Here is a 20,190-nt window from a genome sequence, read left to right as displayed (position 1 = left end):
CATGCTTCTCGCATGACTTCTTCGACGCAGCTCACCAAGACCGCCACCACCGCCACCGGCACCGAGCGGATGCCCGAGCCGGACATCCGGGCGCTGTGGGAGCCGCTGTTGGAGCTGCTCAACGGCTCCCCGGCGCCGGTCCCGGCGCGGACGGCCACCCGTCAGGTCAGCCGGCCGGCCCGCTGAACACCGGGGACACCCCTGCTCACACCCCGCTGGCGACCCGGGCGTCGGCCAGGTCCTCGGCCGGGACGTGCCTCTCCAGGAACCGCCGGGCCAGCCGGGTCGACGGGTGGATCCCGATCGTGGCCGCGACGATGATGCCGGCGATCACCAGCCAGCCGGTGGCGCCCCAGTTCATCGCCAGGAACGTGTACACCGCCGGCGCCCACACCTTGCCGAGCGTGGCGCTCAGGTTCGCCGTCCCCTGGTAGGCGCCCCGCTGGCGCGGGTCCATCAGCTCCGCCTCGAACGTCCAGTCGGCGGCCGACAGGTAGAGCTCGGCCCCGGTCACCGTGACGTGCCCCAGCCAGACCAGCGCGATCGTGATCCAGCCGACGGTGTCGTGGGTGGCGAGCGTGATCAGGCAGGAGATCACGAAGAAGACCGACGAGACCCGGACCGCCCGCAGCGCGGTGGACAGCCCGTCGACACCGCGCGCCGCCGCCATCGGCAGGAAGATGCACATCACCGTGTTCGTGGCGAACAGGAAGGCCAGCAGCACCCGCGGCGCGTCGGTCTTCTCCACCAGCCACAGCGGGATCACCGTGTTGAGCAGCACCTGGTTGGTCCAGAACACCCCGCCGAAGAACGTGGTGAGCAGCCAGCCCGGATTACGCAGCGGACCCGGCCCGGGAATCCTGGTCCGGCGCTGCGCCGGGGTGCGGTTGTCGTGCGCGGCCCGCGGCAGCCGGGTGACCGCGGCCGCGTTGACCAGGAAGACCACGGTGGTGAACCAGGGCAGCGCGTGCAGCACGTCGTTGGAGTGGAACGCCAGCGCGATGCCGCCGGTGAGCGAGCCCAGCGTGAAACCCAGGTTGAGCGACGAGTACATGTAGGCCCGCGACCGCACCCGCTCGTCGGGCGGCAGGACGTCGATCGTGTACGCCCCGTGCGCCGCCTGGCCCAGCGCGCCGATGACCTCCATGCCGACGGCCATCGCCACGAACCCGCGGAAGTCGGTGATGAACGGCCACAGCCCGAACATCGCCGCCTGCCCCGCCGCGCTGACCGCCCACATCCGTTTCGGCCCGAACCGGTCGACCAGCTTGCCCATCGGCAGCGCGGCCAGGAACGCGGCGACCCCGGCGCAGGTCAGGCCCAGCCCGACCTGCGCCGCCGTCAGCCCGACGATCTGGGTGAAGAACACCGCCGAGCCGGTCATGAACGCGCCCTCGCCGAGCGCGAACAGCAACGACTGCACGGACAGCCGCCCGGCCAGCGGGGACGGGGGACGCAGGTGACGCAGGACGGCGCTCGGACTCACCCGGCAAGTCTCCGGACCCGGCACCCGTCTGTCGCCTCATTTTCGGCGGGGCCTCAGAGCCGGCTCCCTCCCGCGCCGGCCTTCTCCCCCGCGAAGTGCTCGGCGGCGAGGGCGACCAGGTCGACGTACGGCAGGAGCCGATTGTCCTCGGGTGTCCCGATGCTGACCAGCCGCCGGTCCCGGCCGCCACCGACGGCGGTCTCCGGCTCCTCCCAGACCGACTGCTCGATGGCCCGCAGGTCGGGCACCACGAGCCCGACGGTCGTGTCGCCGGTGAGGGTCACCAGGAGAACCCGGTCGGCGTCCGGTGCCGGCGTGTGTTCGCGCCCGAGCAGGGCAGGGAGATTGACCAGCGGGATCGTCTTACGACGGTGGGTGAACATGCCGATCACCGACCCGCCGTCGAGGCTGAGCCGGACGGCGGGGAAGGGGAGGATCTCGTCGATCTGCTCCAGCGGCGTGGCGGCGTCCATCCCGGCGTGGTAGGTGAGGAACTTGCGGACGCTCGTGACGACCCGGTGCTCGTCCCGGTCCGCGGCGCCGGGTGGCGGCGGGCCGTTGTCTGCGGCGTGCGGGTCCAGCCGGATGTTCAGCGTGCCGAAGGCGGCGAGGTCGCCGGTCTCCCGCAGCGCCCGGCCGTCCAGGACCAGATGCTGCCGCCCGTCGGTGGTGAGCAGCCCGGCCAGCAGAGCGCGGTCGGGGCTCGTCACCGCGGGGACCGCCAGGATGTCCTCCGCGGGCACGGTGGAGATCTCGGTGACGTCGGTCGCGGTGAGCACGATGAGCCCCCGGGGCAGGGAGACCACGACACCGCGGCGAGCGCCCGACGCCGTCTGCCCGGGCAGACCGAGCAGTGCGAGCGGATCGATGGCGGGGACGGCGTGGCCGTCGAGGTGCGCCACCCCCCGGCAGATCGGGCCGTCCAGCGGCGAGGAATGCAGGCGGAGGTCGGGCACGACCGAATGCACATGGGTGACGTCGATGGACAGGCCGGTGCCGTCGCACTCGAACATCAGCAGGGTACGGCGGGGTCCCTGCCGTTGCCCCCGGACGGTCTCGCTCGCGGCGGAACGCTGTGCCGGATCCGCGATGGCGGGGATGCCGGGCATGTCCACGATGGTGGCGGCGTCCAGCAGCGCGATGACCGCCTGGTCGTCGGCGCGCTCGAAGGTGTGCGAGAACAGGGCCGGCCCGCCCCCGCCCATCCGTACCGCGAGCAGAGACTCGGCCGCGACGTGGGTGGAACCCTCGATGGCGTCGGCGAGCAGTCCGAACAGCCGTCCCTCGCTGGAGACGACGATGATGACCTCGCCCGTCTCCACCGCGGAGGGCCGCCCGGCGAGCAGGCACGGATCGATCACCGGGATCACCGTGTGACGCAGGTTGACCGCCCCGAGCAGCCCGGGGCCCGCGGAGGGCAGCGCACTGAACTCGGATGGCCGGACGATGACCTCCCGGAGTTCCTCCAGAGGCAACGCCATGCGCAGTTCGCCGGTGCGGAAGACGCCGTAGAGGGTGGAGACCGCGGCCGTGCTCACGACTGATCGCTGTTGCTGCTGACCAGCTCGTTGATCAGCTCGGCCACCTGGTGCGACACCGTCTGCTGCTCCTCCGTCGAGGCGGCGATCCGGCGGATGGTGTCGCTCGTCTCGGCGACGTTGGCCAGGATGTGCCCGAAGGAACTCTGCGCGCGCTGGCTGACGGTCGCGCCCTGACTCACCCGGCTGGCCGACTCGTGGATCAGCTGAGTGATCTCCCGCGCGGCGGCGGAGGACCGCTCGGCCAGTTTGCGGACCTCGCCGGCGACGACGGAGAAGCCGATGCCGTGCTCACCGGCGCGGGCGGCCTCGATGGAGGCGTTGAAGGCGAGCAGATTGGTCTGCCCGGCGATCTCGCCGATCACCGTGACGATCGCCGCGATCTGCTCCGACGACTTCTGGATCAGCTCGATCGCGTCGATCGACTTGCGCAGCTCCTCGTAACCCTCCTGGGCGTTGTGGTGAGTGGTGTCGGCCAGCGTGGTGGCCTGCGTGGCGGCCTCGGTGATCTCGTCGATCGCCGCGGTGAGCGCGGTCACCGAGGTCTTCATGTCGCGGGTCTTGCTGGCCAGCTGGTGCTCCAGCACGACCTGGTCGGTGATGTCGTAGGCGTACTTGACGACCTTGTAGACGTTGTCGTGCAGGTCCCGGATCGGGATGTAACTGGCCCGGATCCACACCTCCCGGCCGTACTTGCCGACTCGCTGGAACCGGCCGCTGTGGATCTCGCCGGCGGCCAGCCGGTGCCAGAAGTCGCGGTACTCGGGCGAGACGATGTACTCCGGCGGGCACAGCGTCGAGTGGTGCTGGCCGACCAGCTCCCGTGCGGTGTATCCCACGGTCCGCTGGAAGTTGTCGTTGGCGGCGAGGATGTTGCCGTCGAGGTCGAACTCGATGACCGCCTGGGCGAGGCTGATCGCGGTGTCCTTGCCCTCGAACTCGGCGGTGCGCCGTTTCGCGGCCGTGACGTCGATGGCGAACTTGATCACCTTCGCCGGCCGGCCGTCCGCGTCCAGGATCGGGTTGTAGGTGGCCTGCAGCCACACGTCCTCGCCGTCCTTGGTGATGCGCTTGTACTCCCCGCCCTGGAACTCGCCGCGGGCCAGCCGCTCCCACAGCAGCAGATAGCCCGCTCCGGAGGCCTCGGCCGGGTCGACGAACATCCGGTGGTGGTGCCCGACGATCTCGTCGAGGCTGTAGCCCATGGTGTCGAGGAAGTTCTGGTTCGCGGTACGGATGGTGCCGTCCAGGTCGAACTCGATGACCGCCTGGGACCGGCCGATCGCGGCCAGCTTGCCCTCGAACTCGGCGGTGCGGTGTTGTTCCTCGGTGATGTCCGCGGCGAACTTGAAGACCTTGAACGGCTTGCCGTCCGCGCCGAGCACCGGGTTGTACGAGGCCAGCAGCCACACCTCCCGGCCACCCTTGGCCATCCGCTTGAACTCGCCGGAGACGAACTCGCCGCGCGTCAGCTTCTTCCAGAAGTCGATGTAGTCGGGCTGGTCGCTCGTGCCCGCCGGCATGAACATGCGGTGGTGCCGACCGACGATCTCGTCGAGGGCGTAGCCCATGGTGTCGAGGAAGTTCTGATTCGCGTCCAGGATCGTGCCGTCCAGGTCGAACTCGATCATCGCCCGGGACCGGCTGACCGCGGCGATCTTGCCCTCGAACTCGGCGGTCCGCTGCCGGTCGGCGGTGATGTCGGTGGCGAACTTGACCACCTTCACCGGCTTGCCGTCGGTGCCGAGGATCGGGTTGTACGTCGCTCGCAACCAGACCAGCCGGCCGTCCTTGGCCACCCGCGTGTACACCCCGGCCTGGAACTCGCCGGCGCCGAGGGCCCGCCAGAACTCGCGGTACTCGGCGCTGTGCCCCTCACGCTCCGGCATGAACATCCGGTGGTGCTGCCCGACCACCTCCTCACGGGTGTAGCCCATGGTCGCGAGCAGGTTCTCGTTGGCGTCCAGGATCGTGCCCGTCAAGTCGAACTCGATCACTGCCTGTGACCGGTTGAGGGCTGCCACCTTGCCTCGGTCGTCCTCCGCCTGGCGAAGGAGGGCCTGGTGGTCGTCGGCCTCGGTCGGATTGACCCTGGAACTGGGCATGCACTCTCCGCATCCTCGTACTGAACGTGCCCGTAATTCGGCCGTGGGTGGCGGCGGTGAAGGAAATCCGCGTGGCGCAGCACCCGGCGGCCGGAAGTCCGACGTATGGCGGATGTCCTCACTTCTGGCGGCCACGTGCCGACCTTCACGGCCGGAGCGGGCCGTCGGGAACCGGCGTCCTCAGTCCTTCTCAGTCAGGAGTCCCCATGCCGACACACGACAACCGATCGCCGTGGGCGATGCTGCAGGCCGGCAACGCGCGTTATGTCGAGGGACGCAGCAACGCCCAGGTGCGCCGGAGCCCGGAGCGCCGGTCGGAGCTGGTCGGCTCCCAGGCGCCGTCCGCGATCGTGCTCGGCTGCGCCGACTCGCGAGTGCCGGTCGAGATCCTCTTCGACCAGGGGCTGGGCGACCTCTTCGTGGTTCGCACGGCCGGGCACGTCGTCGACTCCGCGGTCCTCGGCTCGATCGAATACGCGGTGCAGATCCTGGCCGTACCCTCGATCGTGATCGTCGGTCACGACGGGTGCGGCGCCGTGGCCGCGGCGATCGCCATGGTCGATCAGGGCATGGTGCCGCCCGGCAGCATCCGCGAGGTGGCCGAGCGGATCGCCCCGGACGTGGTGCGGGCCCGGCTGGCCGGCGCCGGGACCTTCGAGGAGACGGTCGAGCAGCATGCGTGCCACACCGCGGAGCTGCTGTCCGAACGGTCGGCCCTGATCGCCGACGCGGTCCGCGCCGGCCGGCTGACGGTGACGCCCACGCGGTACTCGCTCAGTTCCGGACGGGTCACCGAGGCCGTCCCGTTGCGGCAGCTGTTGCCGGTGTGATCCGGCGGCCGGCGCCTCAGCGCGACTGAGGCGCCGGCGCGCTGATCAGTCGTTGTCGTTGGCGAGCATCTCGTACGCGTCGGCGGGCAACTCGCCGTCGGTCTGCGCCGGTGGCGGCTGTACGGCGGTCCGGCCGTAGTCGGAGATCCGGATCGTCAGCGGCGCCTCCGGCTCGATCGGGTCGGCCGGCTGCGAGGCCATCCGCTGCTCGGGCATCGTGACCGTGAACTCGGTGAGCCGGCCCTGGTCGTCGAGGGTCGCCCGGAACGGCAGCGTCCGGGCACCGACCCCGTATAGGTAGGTCGGGTCGGAGAAGAGCTGCTCGATGATCGGGTCCTTCCGGGTGCCGTCGAGCGTCCCGGTGATGACGTCGCCGGAGCGCTGCGCGGTCGTCACCGCGCCGACCAGAGCGACCGCTCCGGTGGCGTCGGGCTGGCTCGTCGTCGGCAGCGTGGCCATCACGTCCAGGTGGCTCAGCGACTCGTCGGCGGCGGCCGCGGTCACCTTCTTCTCGTCGGCGCGTACCCACCTCGTGCCGTCCAGCTGGTCGAAGATCTTCTCGGCCGCCTGGAGCTCGGGCCCGCTGCCGTGCTGGCGGAAGTACGTGCGGAACGCCTCGCGCTGCTCGGGGTTCCCGTAGATCAGGTAGCGCAGGTAGTAACCGGATCCGGTCCGCAGCAGCATGTACGTGTCGGTGTGCTCGACCAGCACGCTGTCCGGCAGGTGCACCGCGGCGCGGCGGATGTCGGCGACCATGTCCGCGCCGGTCCGGCTGAACGTGTAGTCGCCGTCGGCCAGGCCGGCCACCGAGTCGTGCAGCGCCTGCATCGCGTCGCCGGTGGCCGCCGGCGGCAGGGCGTCCTTCTTGTCTCCGGGAGTCAGCACGGCCACCCCGGTCGTCACCAGCACGACCGCGGCCGCCGTCACGGCGGCGGCCACCAGCCGGCGGTTGCGGCGGACGCGGCGGGCGACCTGCAGCACGGCGGCCGGGGGCAGCGGCTCGGTGGATCGGGCCATCTCGTTCATAGCTGTCCTCAGGTGATCGTGAGTGGGCATCAGTGGCTCCATCGGGCGGTGATCGGTCCGGCGCCGCCGTCCCCCGGGGACGGCGTCTCGTCGGAGAGGACGACTCGCAGCTTGCGGAGGGCGCGCGAGCAGGTGGACTTGACCGTGCCGAGGCTGACCCCGAGGGCCTCGGCGGTGTCCCGCTCCGAGCAGTCGTCCAGGTAACGCAGCACCACGATGGTCCGCTCCCGGATGGTCAGCCGATCGAGGGCGGCGAGCAGCGCCCCGCGGTCCTCGACGGTGTTCTCCGCGGTGGCGGGCAGGTCGGGCACGTCGCCGACCGGCTGTTCGTGACGCTGATGGGCGGTACGCCACCAGTCGGTGACCGCGTTGGTCACGGCACGGTGCACGTACCCGTAGGGATCGTCGTGCTCGATGTGCCGCCATCGCTGGTAGGCGCGGACGAGCACCGTCTGGACGATGTCGCGCGCCTGCTCGTGGTTGCCGCAGAGCAGCTCCGCGTGCGCGACGAGCCGTCCAGAACGCTGCGCCACGAAGTCGATGAACGTCTCGTCGCTGTGACGGCGGCGTCTGATCTTCATGCTGGGTAGACGTAGCCGGCGGCACAAAGGTTGAGAAGCGCCGGCACGTTCGTCCCGCCGTCGTCGTCACGGAGCCGGCGGTAATCGTCGTGGATACCGGTCTCCGAGGCCGAAAATAAATCTTTCGCGGGTGTCCGGACATTGGTCGTCATGATGACCAGCATTTTCCTTGGGCGGACCCATTCTGATTCGAAGAACGTCGACGTCGTCTTCACAGGAATCTCATTCCGCTTCCGTAGGGTCCCGCCGAACTGTCAATCGGCAGAGGAAGGCGGAACGTGATTCATCACAGAAAATGGGGCTGGGGCCTCGGCGTCGCGACGGCCTCGGCGGTCACGGCGTTCGGTGTCGCCTCGTGGCAGGCGAACGCCGCACCGGCCACGCCCACCCCGACGGTCGCCGCCGAACGGGCCACGGTGTCCGACCCGCAGCCCGTCCCGGAAGCCGCCACCGGCAGTGGGAACGACGCGCTGACCAGCAGTGAGGTCCAGCGGGCCCGCGCCATCGCGCTGACCCCGCAGCTCGCCGCGGACGCCGAGGACGTGACCGGGAAGGCCGGACCGGAGTACCTGTCGGCCGAGGTGGACCCCGAGGCCGGCGGCCGGGAAGCCGAGCTGTACTTCTACGACTACCGGTCCGAGAAGCTGTTCAAACAGGTCGTCGACCTGAAAGCCGGCAAGCTCGTCAACTCGTTCTCCGCCGCCGGCATGCAGCCGCCCGCGTCCGAGCAGGAGTCGCGGACCGCTCTCGAACTGCTGATCGCCGACCCGGCCGGCGACACCCTCGAGGAGTCCTACCGGGCCGCGACCGGAAAGGCGCTGAACGGCATCGAGGGACTGGTCCCCACCGCACACGTCTACACGGCCGGGCCCGCCGACAAAGGCGCCGAGAAATGCGGCCGGAACCGTTGTGTCCAGCTGATCGTGGCGACCGCCGACGGCCGGTTCCTCAGTGCCGGCGAGTTCATCATCGACCTCTCCGGGCGCACGGTCGCCCGCCTCAAGTGAGCGGGGAATCCGGCAGCATGACGTACCGAAAGATCGCCGGCGCCGCCGCGCTGCTGACCGCGGCGGCGCTGGGCCTCACCGTTCCGTCGCCCGCCCGGGCGGCCGCGTCGGCGACCACGTGCGGCAGCGCTGCGACGGTGAAGGAGACGCTGCCGAACGGCACCACATGGCAGCTCTGCTGGCGCATTCACGACAAGGCCGGGCTGGTCCTCACCCAGGTGTACGTTTCGACGAAACTCCAGCCGGAACCGGTGCAGGTGCTGGACTCGATCCGCCTCGCCCAGTTGCACGTGCCCTACGACACCGGTGACGTCGAGTACGACGACCTCACCGACATCGGCATGGGCGGCTACTCCCTGGAGAGCCTGGACGGCGACGACTGCAAGGGCGGCTCGGCACGTCAGGGCTCGGACGGCTCCGCGGAACCGGCCCAGCGCAAGGTGCTCTGCGTCAGCGCCGAGCCGTCCGGCCTGGCCTACCGGGCCCGCGAGGAGAGCTGGGGCGAGAACGGCCCGGAGCCGGGCACCCTCTACTCCCGGCAGGGGCACGACCTGGTGCTGCGTACGATCAGCAAGCTGTCCTGGTACGAGTACGTCACCGAGTACCGGCTGCACGACGACGGCCAGATCTCGGCCCGGCTCGGCGCGACCGGCGACCTGGCCCCCGGCTTCGAGGCGGACGCCGCCCGCGGCTGGCCGGTCGGCTCCGGCGACGCCTACAAGGCGGCGATGCACTACCACAACGCGTTCTGGCGGGTCGACTTCAACCTCGACGGCAAGGGCGGTGAGAAGGTCCAGCAGTACGACACCAAGCTGGACGGCCAGGGCGAGATGACCGCCAAGGTGAAGACCACACGGACCGACATCACCACCGAGGGCGCCTTCTCCAAGGTGGACCAGCGCTGGTGGCGGCTGGCGAGCCGGTCGAGCGCGAACGCCGATGGGCATCCGCGGTCGTACGAGCTGGTCACCGGCGCCAACGACCGCTACCAGGGTCATCCGGAGACCAAGCCGGACGTGACCTTCAGCGAGAAGAGCCTGTGCGAGAAGTGGGCGAGCGGCAACGACTCCGACCCGGAGTGCCCGCCGGACATCCGTACCGTCGTCGACTTCGTCAAGGACAAGCAGACGCTCACCGACCCGGTGATGTGGGTGCGGGTGGGTTTCCACCACGTGCCGCGCGACGAGGACCAGAGCCCGATGCCGATGCACTGGCAGGGCTTCGACCTGGTGCCCCGTGACTTCACCGCGATGAACCCGCTGACGCCGGACGGCCGTACCGGGCAGAACGGCAACCCCGAACCGTCGGCCGAGCCGGAGCCCTCCGGGGTCCAGCCGTCGGGTTCGCGGGGCTGAGCAATCGCCGGTCCGGCCTCCGCCCGGGGGCCGGACCGGCACAGGTACGTCGGAAGGAACGCCATATGATCCGCCGCCTGGCCGCTGTCCTCAGCCTGCTGGCCGTGGGCCTGGCCGTGTTCCTGCTGCGCGACGCCGGCGCGGACGCCGAGGTGAACGCCGGGGTGGACGCCGGCACACCCGATCGGAGGCCCGTGGCCGGGGAGCCGCCGGGCGGCGCCGACCGGCACTACGCGCGGATGATGCGCGAACACCACGACCAGGCGGTACGGATGAGCCGCACCCTCCTCGCGAAGGGCGGGGCGCCGGAACGGATCCGCCTGATCGCCGAGTTCATCGAGCACGACCAGCAGCGGGAGATCGACCAGATCGACGCCTGGCTGACCGCGTGGGGCAGTCCTCCGGCGGGCGACCCGGCGGCCACCGCCGGATCCGGGCCGGACGCGGCGTCACACGGCATGCTGACCGCCGCCCAGCTCGCGGAACTCGACCGGGCGGACCCGGCGCGGGCCCCCACCGTCTTCCTGCGGCTGATGATCGAGCACCACCGGGGCGCCATCGTCATGTCCCGGTCGGTTCTCGACCTGCCGGCGGGCAACGCCTACATCCGCAGCCTGGCCAAGCACGTCATCAACGAGCAGACCGCCGAGAACGAGGCGATGACCGCCCTGATCACGGGCTGAGCGCCGGCGCGTCGGCCGGCTCGCCCCGCGGCGCCGTCAGACGCGCGCCCAGCTCCGAGGCGAGCAGGGCATCGGCCGCGTCGTCGACCAGCGTCTCGCCCTGCTCCCGGGTGATCCGCCGCGCCGTGATCAGGGCCGCCGTGCCCTGCATGGTGGCGGCGAACAGCAACTTGAACCGGGTCCGGACGCCGTCGTCGAGAGCCGCGCCGGACACATCCACCATCGCGCCGTCGAGCACCTGGAAGAAGCGCATCGCGGCGTCGTGGACCGGCCCGCTGGACTGGCTGGACTTGGCCGCGAACATCAGCTCCATCAGCGCGGCATTGTCCACGGCGAAGTCGACATAGGCGCGCCCGAGGGCCCGCAACCGCTCGCGGACCGGCCCCGGGACGGCCAGGGCGGCCCGAGCCCGGTCGGTGAACCGGTCGAAACCCTGCTCGGCGAGAGCGTCCAGCAGCGCCTGCCGGTCGATGAAGTGGCTGCGGGGCGCGCCGTGGCTCACGCCAGCCTGCCGGGCGAGCTCGCGCAACGACAGCCCGTCGGAGCCCTGCTCCCGCAGCATCGCCTCGGCCTGGTCGAGCAGGACCGCCCGCAGGTTGCCGTGATGGAAGGGCCGCTTCATGGCACCAGCATAACGACGTCTAGACGGTGACTAGATTCTAGACGTTGACTATTTTCTAGACACTGCCTAGTTTGAGTGGCATGAACGAGCGGAAGACCTTTCTCGTGTTCGGCGCCTCCGGGCAGACCGGCCGGCACTTCATCGCCCTGGCGCTGCGGGAGGGGCATGCGGTCCGGGCGTTGGCCCGGCGGCCCGACAAGATCACACTGGACAGCCCGGGCCTGACGGTCCGTCGCGGGTCCATCGACAACCCCGCCGACTGGGCGGACCTGGTGCCGGGCGCCGACTACATCGTCGCGATGCTCGGCGACAAGGAGACCCAGAAAACCAAGATGATCAATACCGCTTTCGTACGGGAGCTGGTCCCGATCATGCGCCGGCACGGGGTCACGCGCTTCCTCTACCAGGCCGGTGGACTGAGCCGGGTTCCGGGCCGACGACTCTCGCCGCTGCTCTGGGCCTTCCGCGCGACAGTGGCCCGGAGCTTCGAGGGCCAGCACCGCGACAACGAGGCCGTCATGCGATACCTGACGGAGGAGGCCGCCGACCTCGAGTGGATGGTGCACCGGGCCGGCATCGGCTCGGACGGCCCGTCCAAGGGCACGCTGGAGCGCTCGGCGGACCGGATCAGCATCGCCACCTTCCGGGACTGCGCCGACTACAGCTACCGCACCGTCATGGACGCCGGCGCCGTGCGCACCTGCGACGCGAGCAGCTACCGCAGGTGAGCCCCGGCAAGCGGGCGTGCACAATCTGTCGGCGGTGACATCGGACGACAGGACCAGGGCATGCGCTTCAACGGCTTCATCTCGTACAGCCACACCGCGGACGGCGAGCTGGCGCCGGCCGTTCAGCGTGGACTGCACCGGCTCGCGAAGCCCTGGTACCGCCGTCAGTCACTGTGGATCTTCCGCGACCAGACCGGCCTGTCGGTGACACCCGGCCTGTGGTCGTCGATCCAGAAGGCGCTGGACGGCTCGGAGTGGTTCGTGTTCCTCGCCTCGCCGGCGGCGGCCCGGTCGCCGTGGGTGGACCGGGAGATCAGGTACTGGGTCGCGACGAAACCGGCCGGCCGGATCCTGCCCGTGGTCACCGGCGGCGAGTGGCGATGGGACGCGGAGGCCGGCGACCTGTCCGCGGACTCGACGGCCGTGCCCGGCGCCCTGCGCGGTGTCTTCGCCGAGGAGCCGCTCTTCCTGGACCTGCGCTGGGCGCACGACGAGCGGAACCTCGACCTGCGCGACTCCCGGTTCCGGGACGCGATCGCGGAGCTGGCCGCACCCATGCACGGCGTCAGCAAGGACGAGCTGGAGAGCGAGGATCTCCGGCACCACCGGCAGAGCCGCCGGCTGCGCCGGGTGGCGGTGGCGATCGTCGCCCTGCTGACCGTGGTGGCGTCCGGGACCGCCGTGCTCGCGGACCGCAACGCCGACCGGGCGACGGCTGCGGCGGTGGAGGCCCGGCGCCAGCAGCGGGACGCCTCGTTCCAGCGTGGTGAGGCCGAGCGGTACGCCGAGGAGGCTCGCAGCCACGAGGAGAACGCGCACACGCAGGAGGCGCGGGCCCGCGCCGCCACCGTCGAACGCCGGCGGCAGGAGGAACGCGCCCGGGAGCAACAGGCCGCGGCGCGGCGGGCGGCGGCCGAGGCGGACCGGCAGGAGAAGGCCGCCCGCCGTCAGCAGGAGCTGGCCAAACGTGCCCAGGCGCTGGCCCGGCAGCAGGAGGCGGTGGCCCGGGAGCAACGCGAACTGGCACGGCAGTCGTCGCGGGAGGCGACTGGCCAGCGGATCATCGCGGAGCAGCAGCAACGCCTCGCCGAGGAGGCCGCGGCGGAGACCGAACGGCAGCGCCGCAACGCCCAGCAGCAGCAGCGGATGGCCGACCTGGCCGCGGCGGAGGCCCTCCGGCAGAGGACCATCGCCGAGCAGAACGAGCGGAAGGCGGAAGCGGCTGCCGAGGAGGCCCGCAGACAGGAGGCCAACGCCGAGGAGCAGAAGAAGGTCACCACCGGGCGGCGCCTGATCAACCAGGCGAAGGCGACGCTCGACAACGACCCGGTGACGGCGTTGCGGCTGGGCATCGCCGCCCAGCGGATCCAGCCGGGCACCGAGGCCCGCACCGAGCTGGCCGGAATCGTAGCCGCCACCCGCCGGGCCGGCACGATGAACGACACCTGGTCCGCCGCCTACGGGCCGGGCGACGTCATCGCCGTCGTCGAGTCCGGTTTCACGGCCGCCCTGTGGAGCGTGGCCGACCGGGCGAACCCGGTCCGGCTCGCCCCGCTCGACGGCTTCCTCCTCACCGCCCAGCCGGTCTTCAGCGGGGACGGCCGGATGCTCGTGATCTCCGGTGGCTTCGAGCTCGCGCCGCATCTCTTCGACGTGTCCGATCCGGCACATCCGGTGCTCGCCGGAGTCGTGCCCGTGGAAGGGGGCAACTGGACCACCTTCAGCCCGGACGGCCGGACGCTCGGGGTCGTCGACTACGACGGCGCGTGGTCGCTGTGGGATGTGTCCGACCCGGCCCGGCCCGCTCTGCTCACCCGGCAGACCACGGGATATCCGGCGCCGTTGGGGTTCACTCCGGACGGCCGTGGCGTGGTGACCGCCGGCGCGCCCGGAACCGTCTGGGACATCACCGACCGCACCAACCCCACCGAGGTGGGCACGTTGCCCGGCAGCTGGGTGCAGGTCGTCGTCCACCCGGTCCGGCCGCTGCTGGTCACCAACGACGAGGAGGGGAACCAGGTGGTCTGGCGACTGGACGATCCGGCGAGGCCACGGCGGGGCGACACGGTGGCGACGCGGTCCCGTGCCGTGGCGTTCAGCCCGGACGGCCGGACGATGGCCAGCAGCGACGACGACGGGACGGCACGTCTCTGGGACCTCACCGACACGCTGGTGCCCATGCTCGACCTCAACGACCAGGCCGGTTCCGCGAGCGCGATGTCGTTCAGCCCGGACGGCCGGACGCTGGCCACGGTCGGCGGCGCCCGTACGCTGAGCCTGTGGAACGCCGCGGCGCACGGTGAGCCGGCGGCCGTCGGCCAGGCGGACCGGCCCGCCGGACGGACGGTGACGGCGGCCGTCACCCCGGACGGGCGGCGGCTGACCACCGTGCACGCTGACGGAACGGCGACGGTGTGGGACGTCTCGGACCGGACCCGCCCGATCGAGCGCGCCACCGTGCGCGTCCATGACGGGAGCATCGGCACGGCCGCCGTCAGCCCGTCCGGCGGCCTGATCGCCGCGAGCGGGCTGACGGAGCAGGCGGGGGTGACGATCACCGACGTCAGTGATCCGAGCGCGCCGAGAGCAGCCGGGAGTATGCCCGGCGGGGGAGCGAACGGCCGGATGGCGTTCAGTCCGGACGAGCGCACGCTCGCCATCGACAGCGGGACCTACCTCGTCACGCTCTGGGACCTCACCACGCCGTACCTGCCGTCCCTGGTCTCCCTTCTGAACGGCGTGGATTTCGTCGAGGCCGTCACCTACAGCCCGGACGGGCGCACCATCGCGGTGGGTGAGGGGAAGTCGGTCGTTCTCTGGGACGTGACCGACCAGAAGAAGCCGGTGCGGGGCACGACGCTCAAGGGACACGGGGACGCCGTGCTCGCCGTGGCGTTCAGCCCGGACGGGCGCATGCTGGCGACCGGCAGCGCCGACCGGACCGCGGCGGTCTGGACCCTCACCGGCCGGCCCCGCCGGCAGGCGATCCTGACCGGCACCCGGGCCGTGGTCCGGTCGGTGGCGTTCGGGCCGGACGGGCGAACGGTGACCACCGGATCCGGGGACGGCTCGGTGGCGTTCTGGGACGTGGGCGAGCCGTCCGGGCCGGTCCGGATGACGGCGATGCGACGTGCCTCGCTGGGGTCGGCGTTGCTGGTGCCACATCCGGACGGGCGGACACTGACGGCCACCGGTGGGGAGACCGGGAGCCGGCGTGCCGTGCTGTGGGACTACTCGTCGCTGATCGCGCTGCGGGACGAGCCCGCGACGGTCGCCTGCGCGGCGGCGGGTGGCGGCTTCACGGCGGACGAGTGGGCCGCCCACATCCCGGAAGCGGCGTACCGGCCGACCTGCCCGGGGTAGCGGCGAGCCCGGGACGTCACCGTCGTACGGTGCACGAGGTCACGGCGGTCGCGGCCGGGTCGCTCTCCGACCTGATCTCGACCGGCACCGTCCGCACGTCCTTGACGTAGACCTCGACCGAGGCCGGCTGACGGCCCGCCACCCCGACGACGGCCCGGGGCAGCACCGCCCCCGGCGCCGAGATCCGGAAAACGTCGGCGTCCCGGCCGGTGTTGCGGATCGGGATCGTGCACCGGGCCCAGCCGGACGGCGCGGGGCGAGCGCCGGCCGGCGAGGCCCGCACCCCGCGGGGGGACGGCCCGGCGCCGTCGAGCGAGCGCACCGCCACGTCGTACGAGAGCACGCCGTGCCGGTCCCGTTGCCGGTCGAGGATGTAGAAGTGCAGCCGGTTGGCCGTGTCGGTGAACTCGAACCGGCTGCCCGAGCCGGTGCCGGCGTGGAACAGAGCGTCGGAGAGTTGCCGGTAGTCGCCGATGGTCATCTTCTGTGGCGTGCCGTCCGGCAGCACGAAGTCGACCTTGTCGATGTCCTGCGGGTTGGCGTCGATGGTCCAGATGAACGGTGCGGCGTCCGCGTCCTTCGTCTTGGCCAGCAGTACGCCGGAGTCCGGCGTGAACGAGTCGAAGCCCATCCGGTCGACCACTTCGAGCGTGTAGTTCTGGTATCCGCCGCCGTCGCAGTACGGATCCGTCGCCGGGTTGCAGGAGGGGCCGCGGTCGCCGCCGTCCAGGGTGACGTTGATGCCGGCCAGCCGGTGTCCGCCGGGGCCGGCCGCGCGCGCCGTCACGCGGGTCACCACGACGCCGGACCGGGCGAGCGCGTCGCGGGACAGCTTCAGCACCGCCGCGTCGTCGATGATGCCGAGCTTCATCTTGTTGCGCAGCATGTGCTGGGCGCCCATCGAGGAGCCCCCGGTTCCGGGGATCAGCCACCGGCTGTGCGGGCCGCCGGGTCCGTTGAACGTGCCGCGGCTCAGCATCTCCCACGGCCCGCTGTAGTCGCGGCGCGCCGGCACGGAGTACGGGTTGTTGTAGTTGTCGCCGATGCCGAGGATGTGGCTGAACTCGTGCGCGTACGTCGACATGCCCGAACTCTCCGCCTGCAGTGAGCTGCCCTGGGTGGCGTTCGGCCAGATGTTCGCCGAGGCCTGCCAGGACGTCCACTCGACGTAACGGGTCGCGTTCCAGTTCGGCAGCGACACGTCCGGCGGGCCGAACTCCTCGCTCACGTCCTCCTTGGTGGTGAACTTCATCGGGCCGAACTCCTGCCAGGTGGCCGACTCGTCCTGGCCGGCCGAGAGGAAGAACACGAAGTCGTACGAGGCTGCCTCCTGCTCGCCGACCGCCGCGATCCAGGCCGCCCGCGCGTCGGTCCGCAGGTCACGCCCGCACACGTCGCCGGCCGGGCAGCCCAGTCCGCGCTGCATGGAGTTCTCGACGCCGTACTCGTGACTCCGATGTGGCATCTGATAGACGCCGAAGGCGCTCAGGTCGATGCCGAAGCGCCCGTTCGAGTCCTCCATCCAGTACTCGTGGATGGTGTGGCCGCGGTTGAGCGTCCCCGGCTTGTTCAGGAAGTCCCGGTAGAACGCCGGCACTTCGGACCGATCGAGATTCTGTACGCCGGACGGGTTCCCGTAGATCGTCGAGTTCGCCGGCTGCGTGACCACGAACGGCTGGTTCGGGTAGTCGACCAGCACCAGCGCCCCGTTGAAGGTGCGTTCCGAGCCGCGTACCGCCGGGTCGGCCCAGTCGGCGCCCGGCACGGCCCGGTAGTCGTCCCAGGTCATCGTGTCCGGCATCTCGTACCGCTGGGGGTCGATCGGCTGCGGCGTGCCGGCCGGGCCGCCCAGGGTGACCGCCTCGTCGACCTGCCAGGGCTGGGTCTGCGGCCAGTGCCGCATGCGCCACGGCGTGTCCGGATCCCCGGCCGGCGGCGCGGCCGTCGCCGGTGCGGCGTTGACGGCGCCCGCCACCAGAAGCGTCGCCACGGACAGTGCCGAGAACAACCGTCGCCCCGTCGTCATGGCGTCATCCTGGCAAACTTATCGAGATCGCTCAATGGACGGTCGATATTGGAGGTCGGATGAATCTACGCGGACGAGCCGCGGCCGCCGCCGGCACGCTGATCACGGTGGCCACTCTCGCGGTAGGGGGCCCGGCGGCCGCCGCCGCTGCCTCGCCGCCGGGCGTCACCCACGAGGAGAACCCCCGCGTGCCGGAGGGCGCGGTGTGGACGGAAGCCTACTTCCCGTCCGCCGATGACAGCGGCGTCGAGCTGCACGCCGACGTCCTGCGGCCGGCGCACCTGCCGGCGCACGCCCGGACGCCGGTGATCCTCGCCGTCGGCTCGTACTTCAACCACGCGGGCCAGACCGGGCCGGAAGGGTGGACCCGCACCGGCCCGTCCAGCCGCTTCGCCGACTTCACCAGCGGCGCCGATCTCTTCGCCCGCGGCTACACCTATGTCATGGTCGATCTGCGTGGCTTCGGCGGGAGCACCGGCTGCCTCGACTGGATCGGCCCGGGCGAGCAGGCGGACGTGACGGCCGCGATCCAGTGGACGGCGACACGCCCGTGGTCGACCGGCCGAGTCGGCATGTACGGCAAGTCGTACGACGCCACCACCGGCCTGGTCGGCAACAACCTGCGCCTGCCGGCGTTGAAGGCCGTCGTGGCGCAGGAGCCGGTGTGGAACATGTACAACTACCTGTTCAGCAACGGGGTTCCGCGGCCCAACGTGACCGGCACCCCGAACGCCTACAACGGCATCGCCACCATGACGCCGCTGCCCGACGACACCGCCCGCTACCGGGCCAACGCGGCCTACGAGCAGAGCCACCCCGAGTGCCTGGCCGACAACCTCACGAACAACAACAATCCCGACCGGTACTCGTCCTACTGGCGCGCCCGCAACCTCGCCGCCCAGGCCCGGGGCACGAACACGCCGCTCTTCGTCACGCAGGGCTTCATCGAGAACAACACCAAGCCCGAGGACATGCAGGAGTTCCTCGACAACCACCACGGCGTCGAGCGAGGCTGGGTGGGGCAGTGGGAGCACGTCCGCGGCAACGAGACGAACGGCCAGGGCCAGTTGCTGATGGGCCGCGCCGGCTTCTTCGACGAGGTCATGCGCTTCTACGACCGCTACCTGAAGGGCATCCGCCCGGCGGTGCACGACCCGGCCTACGCCGTCGAGGACAACACCGGCGCGTGGCGCGCCCAGCCGACCTGGCCGGCGCCGTCGTCCCGTACCAGCGCGGCCCTGGCCGACGGCCGGTACGTCGACGACGGCATCGGCGCGACCCTGGCCGCCCCCACCGCTGACGGGTGGGACATGGAGCACTACACCGACCCCGTGCCACCCGCCGCCCGTGCCCTCGCGCCGACGTCGAGCTATTTCACCTGGTCCACACCGGTCCGGTCACGGCTGCGGATCACTGCCACACCGCAGATCACGCTGCACGCGAGCGCGCCGGGCAACGTCATGGCGCGGCTGTGGGACGTCGCCCCGGACGGAACCGCGGTGATGTTCGACGAGAACGTGGCCCTGATCGAACGAGCGGGCCGGGTGGCGTTCGACCTGAAGTCCACGGACTGGACCTTCGAGCCGGGCCACCAGCTGGGCGTACAGCTCGGCACGATCGGCAGCGGCAACTGGCGCGACACCCCGAGCGGCAACACGATCGAGATCACCCGCGCCCGGATCGGCCTCGCGGTACAGAACCCCCGCCTCGACGTGCCCACCCAGGGCGATCGGTCACCGTTCCTCGACACCTACCTGAGGCAGAACACCCGCACCCTCACCGGCATCGGCGAGGGCACCTTCCCGCTCACCCTGCGCCACCGCTCCTGACGAGCCGCCGCCGGAGGGACTAGGGCGCGGCGGCGCCGCCGGCGGTCGGCGTCTCGTCAGCGCCATCCGCCCCCGGCGCCGCTGTGCCCCGGGGGTGGATGGCCACCAGGAGCTCGAAGGCGGGTGCGCCGGGGGTGCTGGCGGCCCGGAAGCGCTCGATCACGGCGAGCAGGGCGTCCCGGAACTCCCCGGCCTGCCGGGGCGCCATCCCGGCGGTGGTGTAGCTGATCACCATCCGCTTGTCGTCCGGAGCGTCGCGGTTCATCACCGCCGCGCCCGAGTCCAGGCCGGCCAGGATGTGAGTCTGCACCTCGGCGAACAGGGTCGTCACCAGCTGGCTCATCTGTTCCGGCGATTCGGCCGGTGCGCCGGCGCCGGGTGCGCCGCCGCGTTGAAAGGTGATGCTCTCCTGGCCGGCGCCGTAGTGCTTCTCGATGATCCCGTTGACGACCTGCGTCGTGCGGACCTCCAGCAGGCCCTGCTGCTCCAGCAAGCCGAGGTGGTAGTAGATCTTCTTGGGCGGCATCGTGATGGCGCCGGCGAGCTCCTTCGCCGTCCAGGTCCGTGCGTAGTCGCCCATCAGAAGTTCGAGGATCGCCAGTCTCGCCGGATCGGCGAGCGCTTTGAGCGTCTCGACGTCGTGAACGATACGGCGACCGTCGGCCATGGACGAATCCTCTGCAACAGTGAGCTTTCGCCACCCAGGATAGGTGACGTCGTGATGCCCTTCGACGACTGGGCCGACTCGAACGCTTGACTCATTTAGATCGTCTCGTAAAATTTGGACGTTGCCCTGCGCCTGCGATCGGGAGTGCACATGCTAATCGAGCCATGGCTGCTCCTCCATGCCGCTGAGCTGGCCCGACATGCCACGGACCACTTCCTCGCCGTGGCGAACGGGCTGGAGCACCAGACGCACCTGTTCCTCGAGGAGATCACCGCCGGGATCGATGGCCCCGACGTGGACGGGCGATGGGTCGATGGTGGCTGCCACGAGCCGGGCTCCTGAGT

The 20,190-nt window shown here is 70.9% G+C and carries 18 protein-coding genes; 9 read left to right on the top strand and 9 right to left on the bottom strand.

The window, feature by feature from the left end; translation table 11 throughout:
• The first annotated feature begins 12 nt into the window (after positions 1-12).
• Positions 13-186, top strand: coding sequence for a hypothetical protein (locus BM290_RS47990; protein WP_177319521.1), 174 nt, complete (start codon positions 13-15; stop codon positions 184-186).
• A gap of 19 nt (positions 187-205) precedes the next feature.
• Here the strand turns inward: BM290_RS47990 and BM290_RS00325 are convergent, their stop codons facing one another.
• From BM290_RS00325 to BM290_RS00315, 3 genes are read right to left on the bottom strand one after another with little or no spacing between them, the layout of a single operon-like run.
• Positions 206-1,486, bottom strand: coding sequence for an MFS transporter (locus BM290_RS00325; protein WP_093608737.1), 1,281 nt, complete (start codon positions 1,484-1,486; stop codon positions 206-208).
• Positions 1,487-1,539: 53 nt separating this feature from the next.
• Positions 1,540-3,024 (bottom strand): chemotaxis protein CheW, encoded by a 1,485-nt coding sequence (locus BM290_RS00320; protein WP_093608735.1) that lies wholly within the window; start codon positions 3,022-3,024, stop codon positions 1,540-1,542.
• Positions 3,021-5,129: a methyl-accepting chemotaxis protein gene (locus BM290_RS00315; RefSeq protein WP_093608733.1), complete on the bottom strand. Its 2,109-nt coding sequence runs from the start codon at positions 5,127-5,129 to the stop codon at positions 3,021-3,023. The genes BM290_RS00320 and BM290_RS00315 overlap by 4 nt, the downstream gene beginning before the upstream one ends.
• Before the next feature lie 206 nt (positions 5,130-5,335).
• Here BM290_RS00315 and BM290_RS00310 point away from each other — a divergent pair, with 206 nt between their 5' ends.
• Positions 5,336-5,959: a carbonic anhydrase gene (locus tag BM290_RS00310; protein ID WP_093608731.1), complete on the top strand. Its 624-nt coding sequence runs from the start codon at positions 5,336-5,338 to the stop codon at positions 5,957-5,959.
• 45 nt (positions 5,960-6,004) lie between these two features.
• Here BM290_RS00310 and BM290_RS00305 read toward each other — a convergent pair whose 3' ends face one another.
• From BM290_RS00305 to BM290_RS46975, 3 genes are read right to left on the bottom strand one after another with little or no spacing between them, the layout of a single operon-like run.
• Positions 6,005-7,015 carry a hypothetical protein gene (locus BM290_RS00305; RefSeq protein WP_143133546.1) on the bottom strand — a complete coding sequence of 337 codons (1,011 nt, stop codon included), beginning with the start codon at positions 7,013-7,015 and terminating at the stop codon, positions 6,005-6,007.
• The gene (locus BM290_RS00300; RefSeq protein WP_093608727.1) at positions 7,015-7,566 is read right to left on the bottom strand and encodes a SigE family RNA polymerase sigma factor; all 552 of its coding nucleotides are present in this window, start codon (positions 7,564-7,566) and stop codon (positions 7,015-7,017) included. The genes BM290_RS00305 and BM290_RS00300 overlap by 1 nt, the downstream gene beginning before the upstream one ends.
• Positions 7,563-7,781, bottom strand: a complete 219-nt coding sequence (locus BM290_RS46975; protein ID WP_143133545.1) for a hypothetical protein — start codon at positions 7,779-7,781, stop codon at positions 7,563-7,565. Before BM290_RS46975 ends, BM290_RS00300 begins: the two co-directional genes overlap by 4 nt.
• Before the next feature lie 63 nt (positions 7,782-7,844).
• Here BM290_RS46975 and BM290_RS00295 point away from each other — a divergent pair, with 63 nt between their 5' ends.
• From BM290_RS00295 to BM290_RS00285, 3 genes are all read left to right on the top strand, one after another.
• On the top strand, positions 7,845-8,573 hold the full coding sequence (locus tag BM290_RS00295) for a hypothetical protein (protein WP_093608725.1): 729 nt from the start codon (positions 7,845-7,847) through the stop codon (positions 8,571-8,573).
• Between the two features lie 17 nt (positions 8,574-8,590).
• The gene (locus BM290_RS00290; protein WP_177319520.1) at positions 8,591-9,928 is read left to right on the top strand and encodes a copper amine oxidase; all 1,338 of its coding nucleotides are present in this window, start codon (positions 8,591-8,593) and stop codon (positions 9,926-9,928) included.
• Positions 9,929-9,993: 65 nt separating this feature from the next.
• Positions 9,994-10,611 (top strand): DUF305 domain-containing protein, encoded by a 618-nt coding sequence (locus BM290_RS00285; RefSeq protein ID WP_093608723.1) that lies wholly within the window; start codon positions 9,994-9,996, stop codon positions 10,609-10,611.
• Here BM290_RS00285 and BM290_RS00280 read toward each other — a convergent pair.
• Entirely contained in the window at positions 10,601-11,233 is a 633-nt protein-coding gene (locus BM290_RS00280; protein WP_093608721.1) for a TetR/AcrR family transcriptional regulator, read from the bottom strand. The genes BM290_RS00285 and BM290_RS00280 overlap by 11 nt on opposite strands.
• Positions 11,234-11,313: 80 nt before the next feature.
• On the opposite strand from BM290_RS00280, the gene BM290_RS00275 reads away from it, so the two are divergent.
• Positions 11,314-11,961, top strand: coding sequence for an NAD(P)-dependent oxidoreductase (locus tag BM290_RS00275; protein ID WP_093608719.1), 648 nt, complete (start codon positions 11,314-11,316; stop codon positions 11,959-11,961).
• 60 nt (positions 11,962-12,021) lie between these two features.
• Positions 12,022-15,324, top strand: a complete 3,303-nt coding sequence (locus BM290_RS50520) for a TIR domain-containing protein (RefSeq protein WP_093608717.1) — start codon at positions 12,022-12,024, stop codon at positions 15,322-15,324.
• A gap of 16 nt (positions 15,325-15,340) precedes the next feature.
• Here the strand turns inward: BM290_RS50520 and BM290_RS00265 are convergent, their stop codons facing one another.
• The gene (locus BM290_RS00265; protein WP_093608715.1) at positions 15,341-17,350 is read right to left on the bottom strand and encodes a M6 family metalloprotease domain-containing protein; all 2,010 of its coding nucleotides are present in this window, start codon (positions 17,348-17,350) and stop codon (positions 15,341-15,343) included.
• Between the two features lie 59 nt (positions 17,351-17,409).
• Between BM290_RS00265 and BM290_RS00260 the strand changes: the two genes are divergently transcribed.
• Positions 17,410-19,179 carry a CocE/NonD family hydrolase gene (locus BM290_RS00260; protein WP_093608713.1) on the top strand — a complete coding sequence of 590 codons (1,770 nt, stop codon included), beginning with the start codon at positions 17,410-17,412 and terminating at the stop codon, positions 19,177-19,179.
• A 19-nt stretch (positions 19,180-19,198) separates the two neighbouring features.
• On the opposite strand, the gene BM290_RS00255 is transcribed toward BM290_RS00260, so the two are convergent.
• Complete coding sequence (locus BM290_RS00255; RefSeq protein WP_093608711.1) at positions 19,199-19,846, bottom strand: ArsR/SmtB family transcription factor; 648 nt, start codon at positions 19,844-19,846, stop codon at positions 19,199-19,201.
• A 150-nt stretch (positions 19,847-19,996) separates the two neighbouring features.
• Here BM290_RS00255 and BM290_RS00250 point away from each other — a divergent pair, with 150 nt between their 5' ends.
• Complete coding sequence (locus BM290_RS00250; RefSeq protein ID WP_143133544.1) at positions 19,997-20,188, top strand: hypothetical protein; 192 nt, start codon at positions 19,997-19,999, stop codon at positions 20,186-20,188.
• The last annotated feature ends 2 nt before the right edge of the window (positions 20,189-20,190 follow it).

The sequence above is a fragment of the Actinoplanes philippinensis genome, from assembly GCF_900113015.1.
GTDB lineage: Bacteria > Actinomycetota > Actinomycetes > Mycobacteriales > Micromonosporaceae > Actinoplanes > Actinoplanes philippinensis.
The sequence above is the reverse complement of the archived record's forward strand: the minus strand, read 5'-3'. Positions and strand labels throughout refer to the sequence as shown.

Bases quoted from the DNA above. Each gene is read 5' to 3' on its own strand.
- BM290_RS47990 (WP_177319521.1), top strand. From the start codon at position 13: ATGACTTCTTCGACGCAGCTCACCAAGACCGCCACCACCGCCACCGGC.
- BM290_RS00315 (WP_093608733.1), bottom strand. From the start codon at position 5,129: ATGCCCAGTTCCAGGGTCAATCCGACCGAGGCCGACGACCACCAGGCC.
- BM290_RS00310 (WP_093608731.1), top strand. From the start codon at position 5,336: ATGCCGACACACGACAACCGATCGCCGTGGGCGATGCTGCAGGCCGGC.
- BM290_RS00305 (WP_143133546.1), bottom strand. From the start codon at position 7,015: ATGCCCACTCACGATCACCTGAGGACAGCTATGAACGAGATGGCCCGA.
- BM290_RS00300 (WP_093608727.1), bottom strand. From the start codon at position 7,566: ATGAAGATCAGACGCCGCCGTCACAGCGACGAGACGTTCATCGACTTC.
- BM290_RS00290 (WP_177319520.1), top strand. From the start codon at position 8,591: ATGACGTACCGAAAGATCGCCGGCGCCGCCGCGCTGCTGACCGCGGCG.
- BM290_RS00285 (WP_093608723.1), top strand. From the start codon at position 9,994: ATGATCCGCCGCCTGGCCGCTGTCCTCAGCCTGCTGGCCGTGGGCCTG.
- BM290_RS00280 (WP_093608721.1), bottom strand. From the start codon at position 11,233: ATGAAGCGGCCCTTCCATCACGGCAACCTGCGGGCGGTCCTGCTCGAC.
- BM290_RS00275 (WP_093608719.1), top strand. From the start codon at position 11,314: ATGAACGAGCGGAAGACCTTTCTCGTGTTCGGCGCCTCCGGGCAGACC.
- BM290_RS50520 (WP_093608717.1), top strand. From the start codon at position 12,022: ATGCGCTTCAACGGCTTCATCTCGTACAGCCACACCGCGGACGGCGAG.
- BM290_RS00265 (WP_093608715.1), bottom strand. From the start codon at position 17,350: ATGACGACGGGGCGACGGTTGTTCTCGGCACTGTCCGTGGCGACGCTT.
- BM290_RS00260 (WP_093608713.1), top strand. From the start codon at position 17,410: ATGAATCTACGCGGACGAGCCGCGGCCGCCGCCGGCACGCTGATCACG.
- BM290_RS00255 (WP_093608711.1), bottom strand. From the start codon at position 19,846: ATGGCCGACGGTCGCCGTATCGTTCACGACGTCGAGACGCTCAAAGCG.
- BM290_RS00250 (WP_143133544.1), top strand. From the start codon at position 19,997: ATGCTAATCGAGCCATGGCTGCTCCTCCATGCCGCTGAGCTGGCCCGA.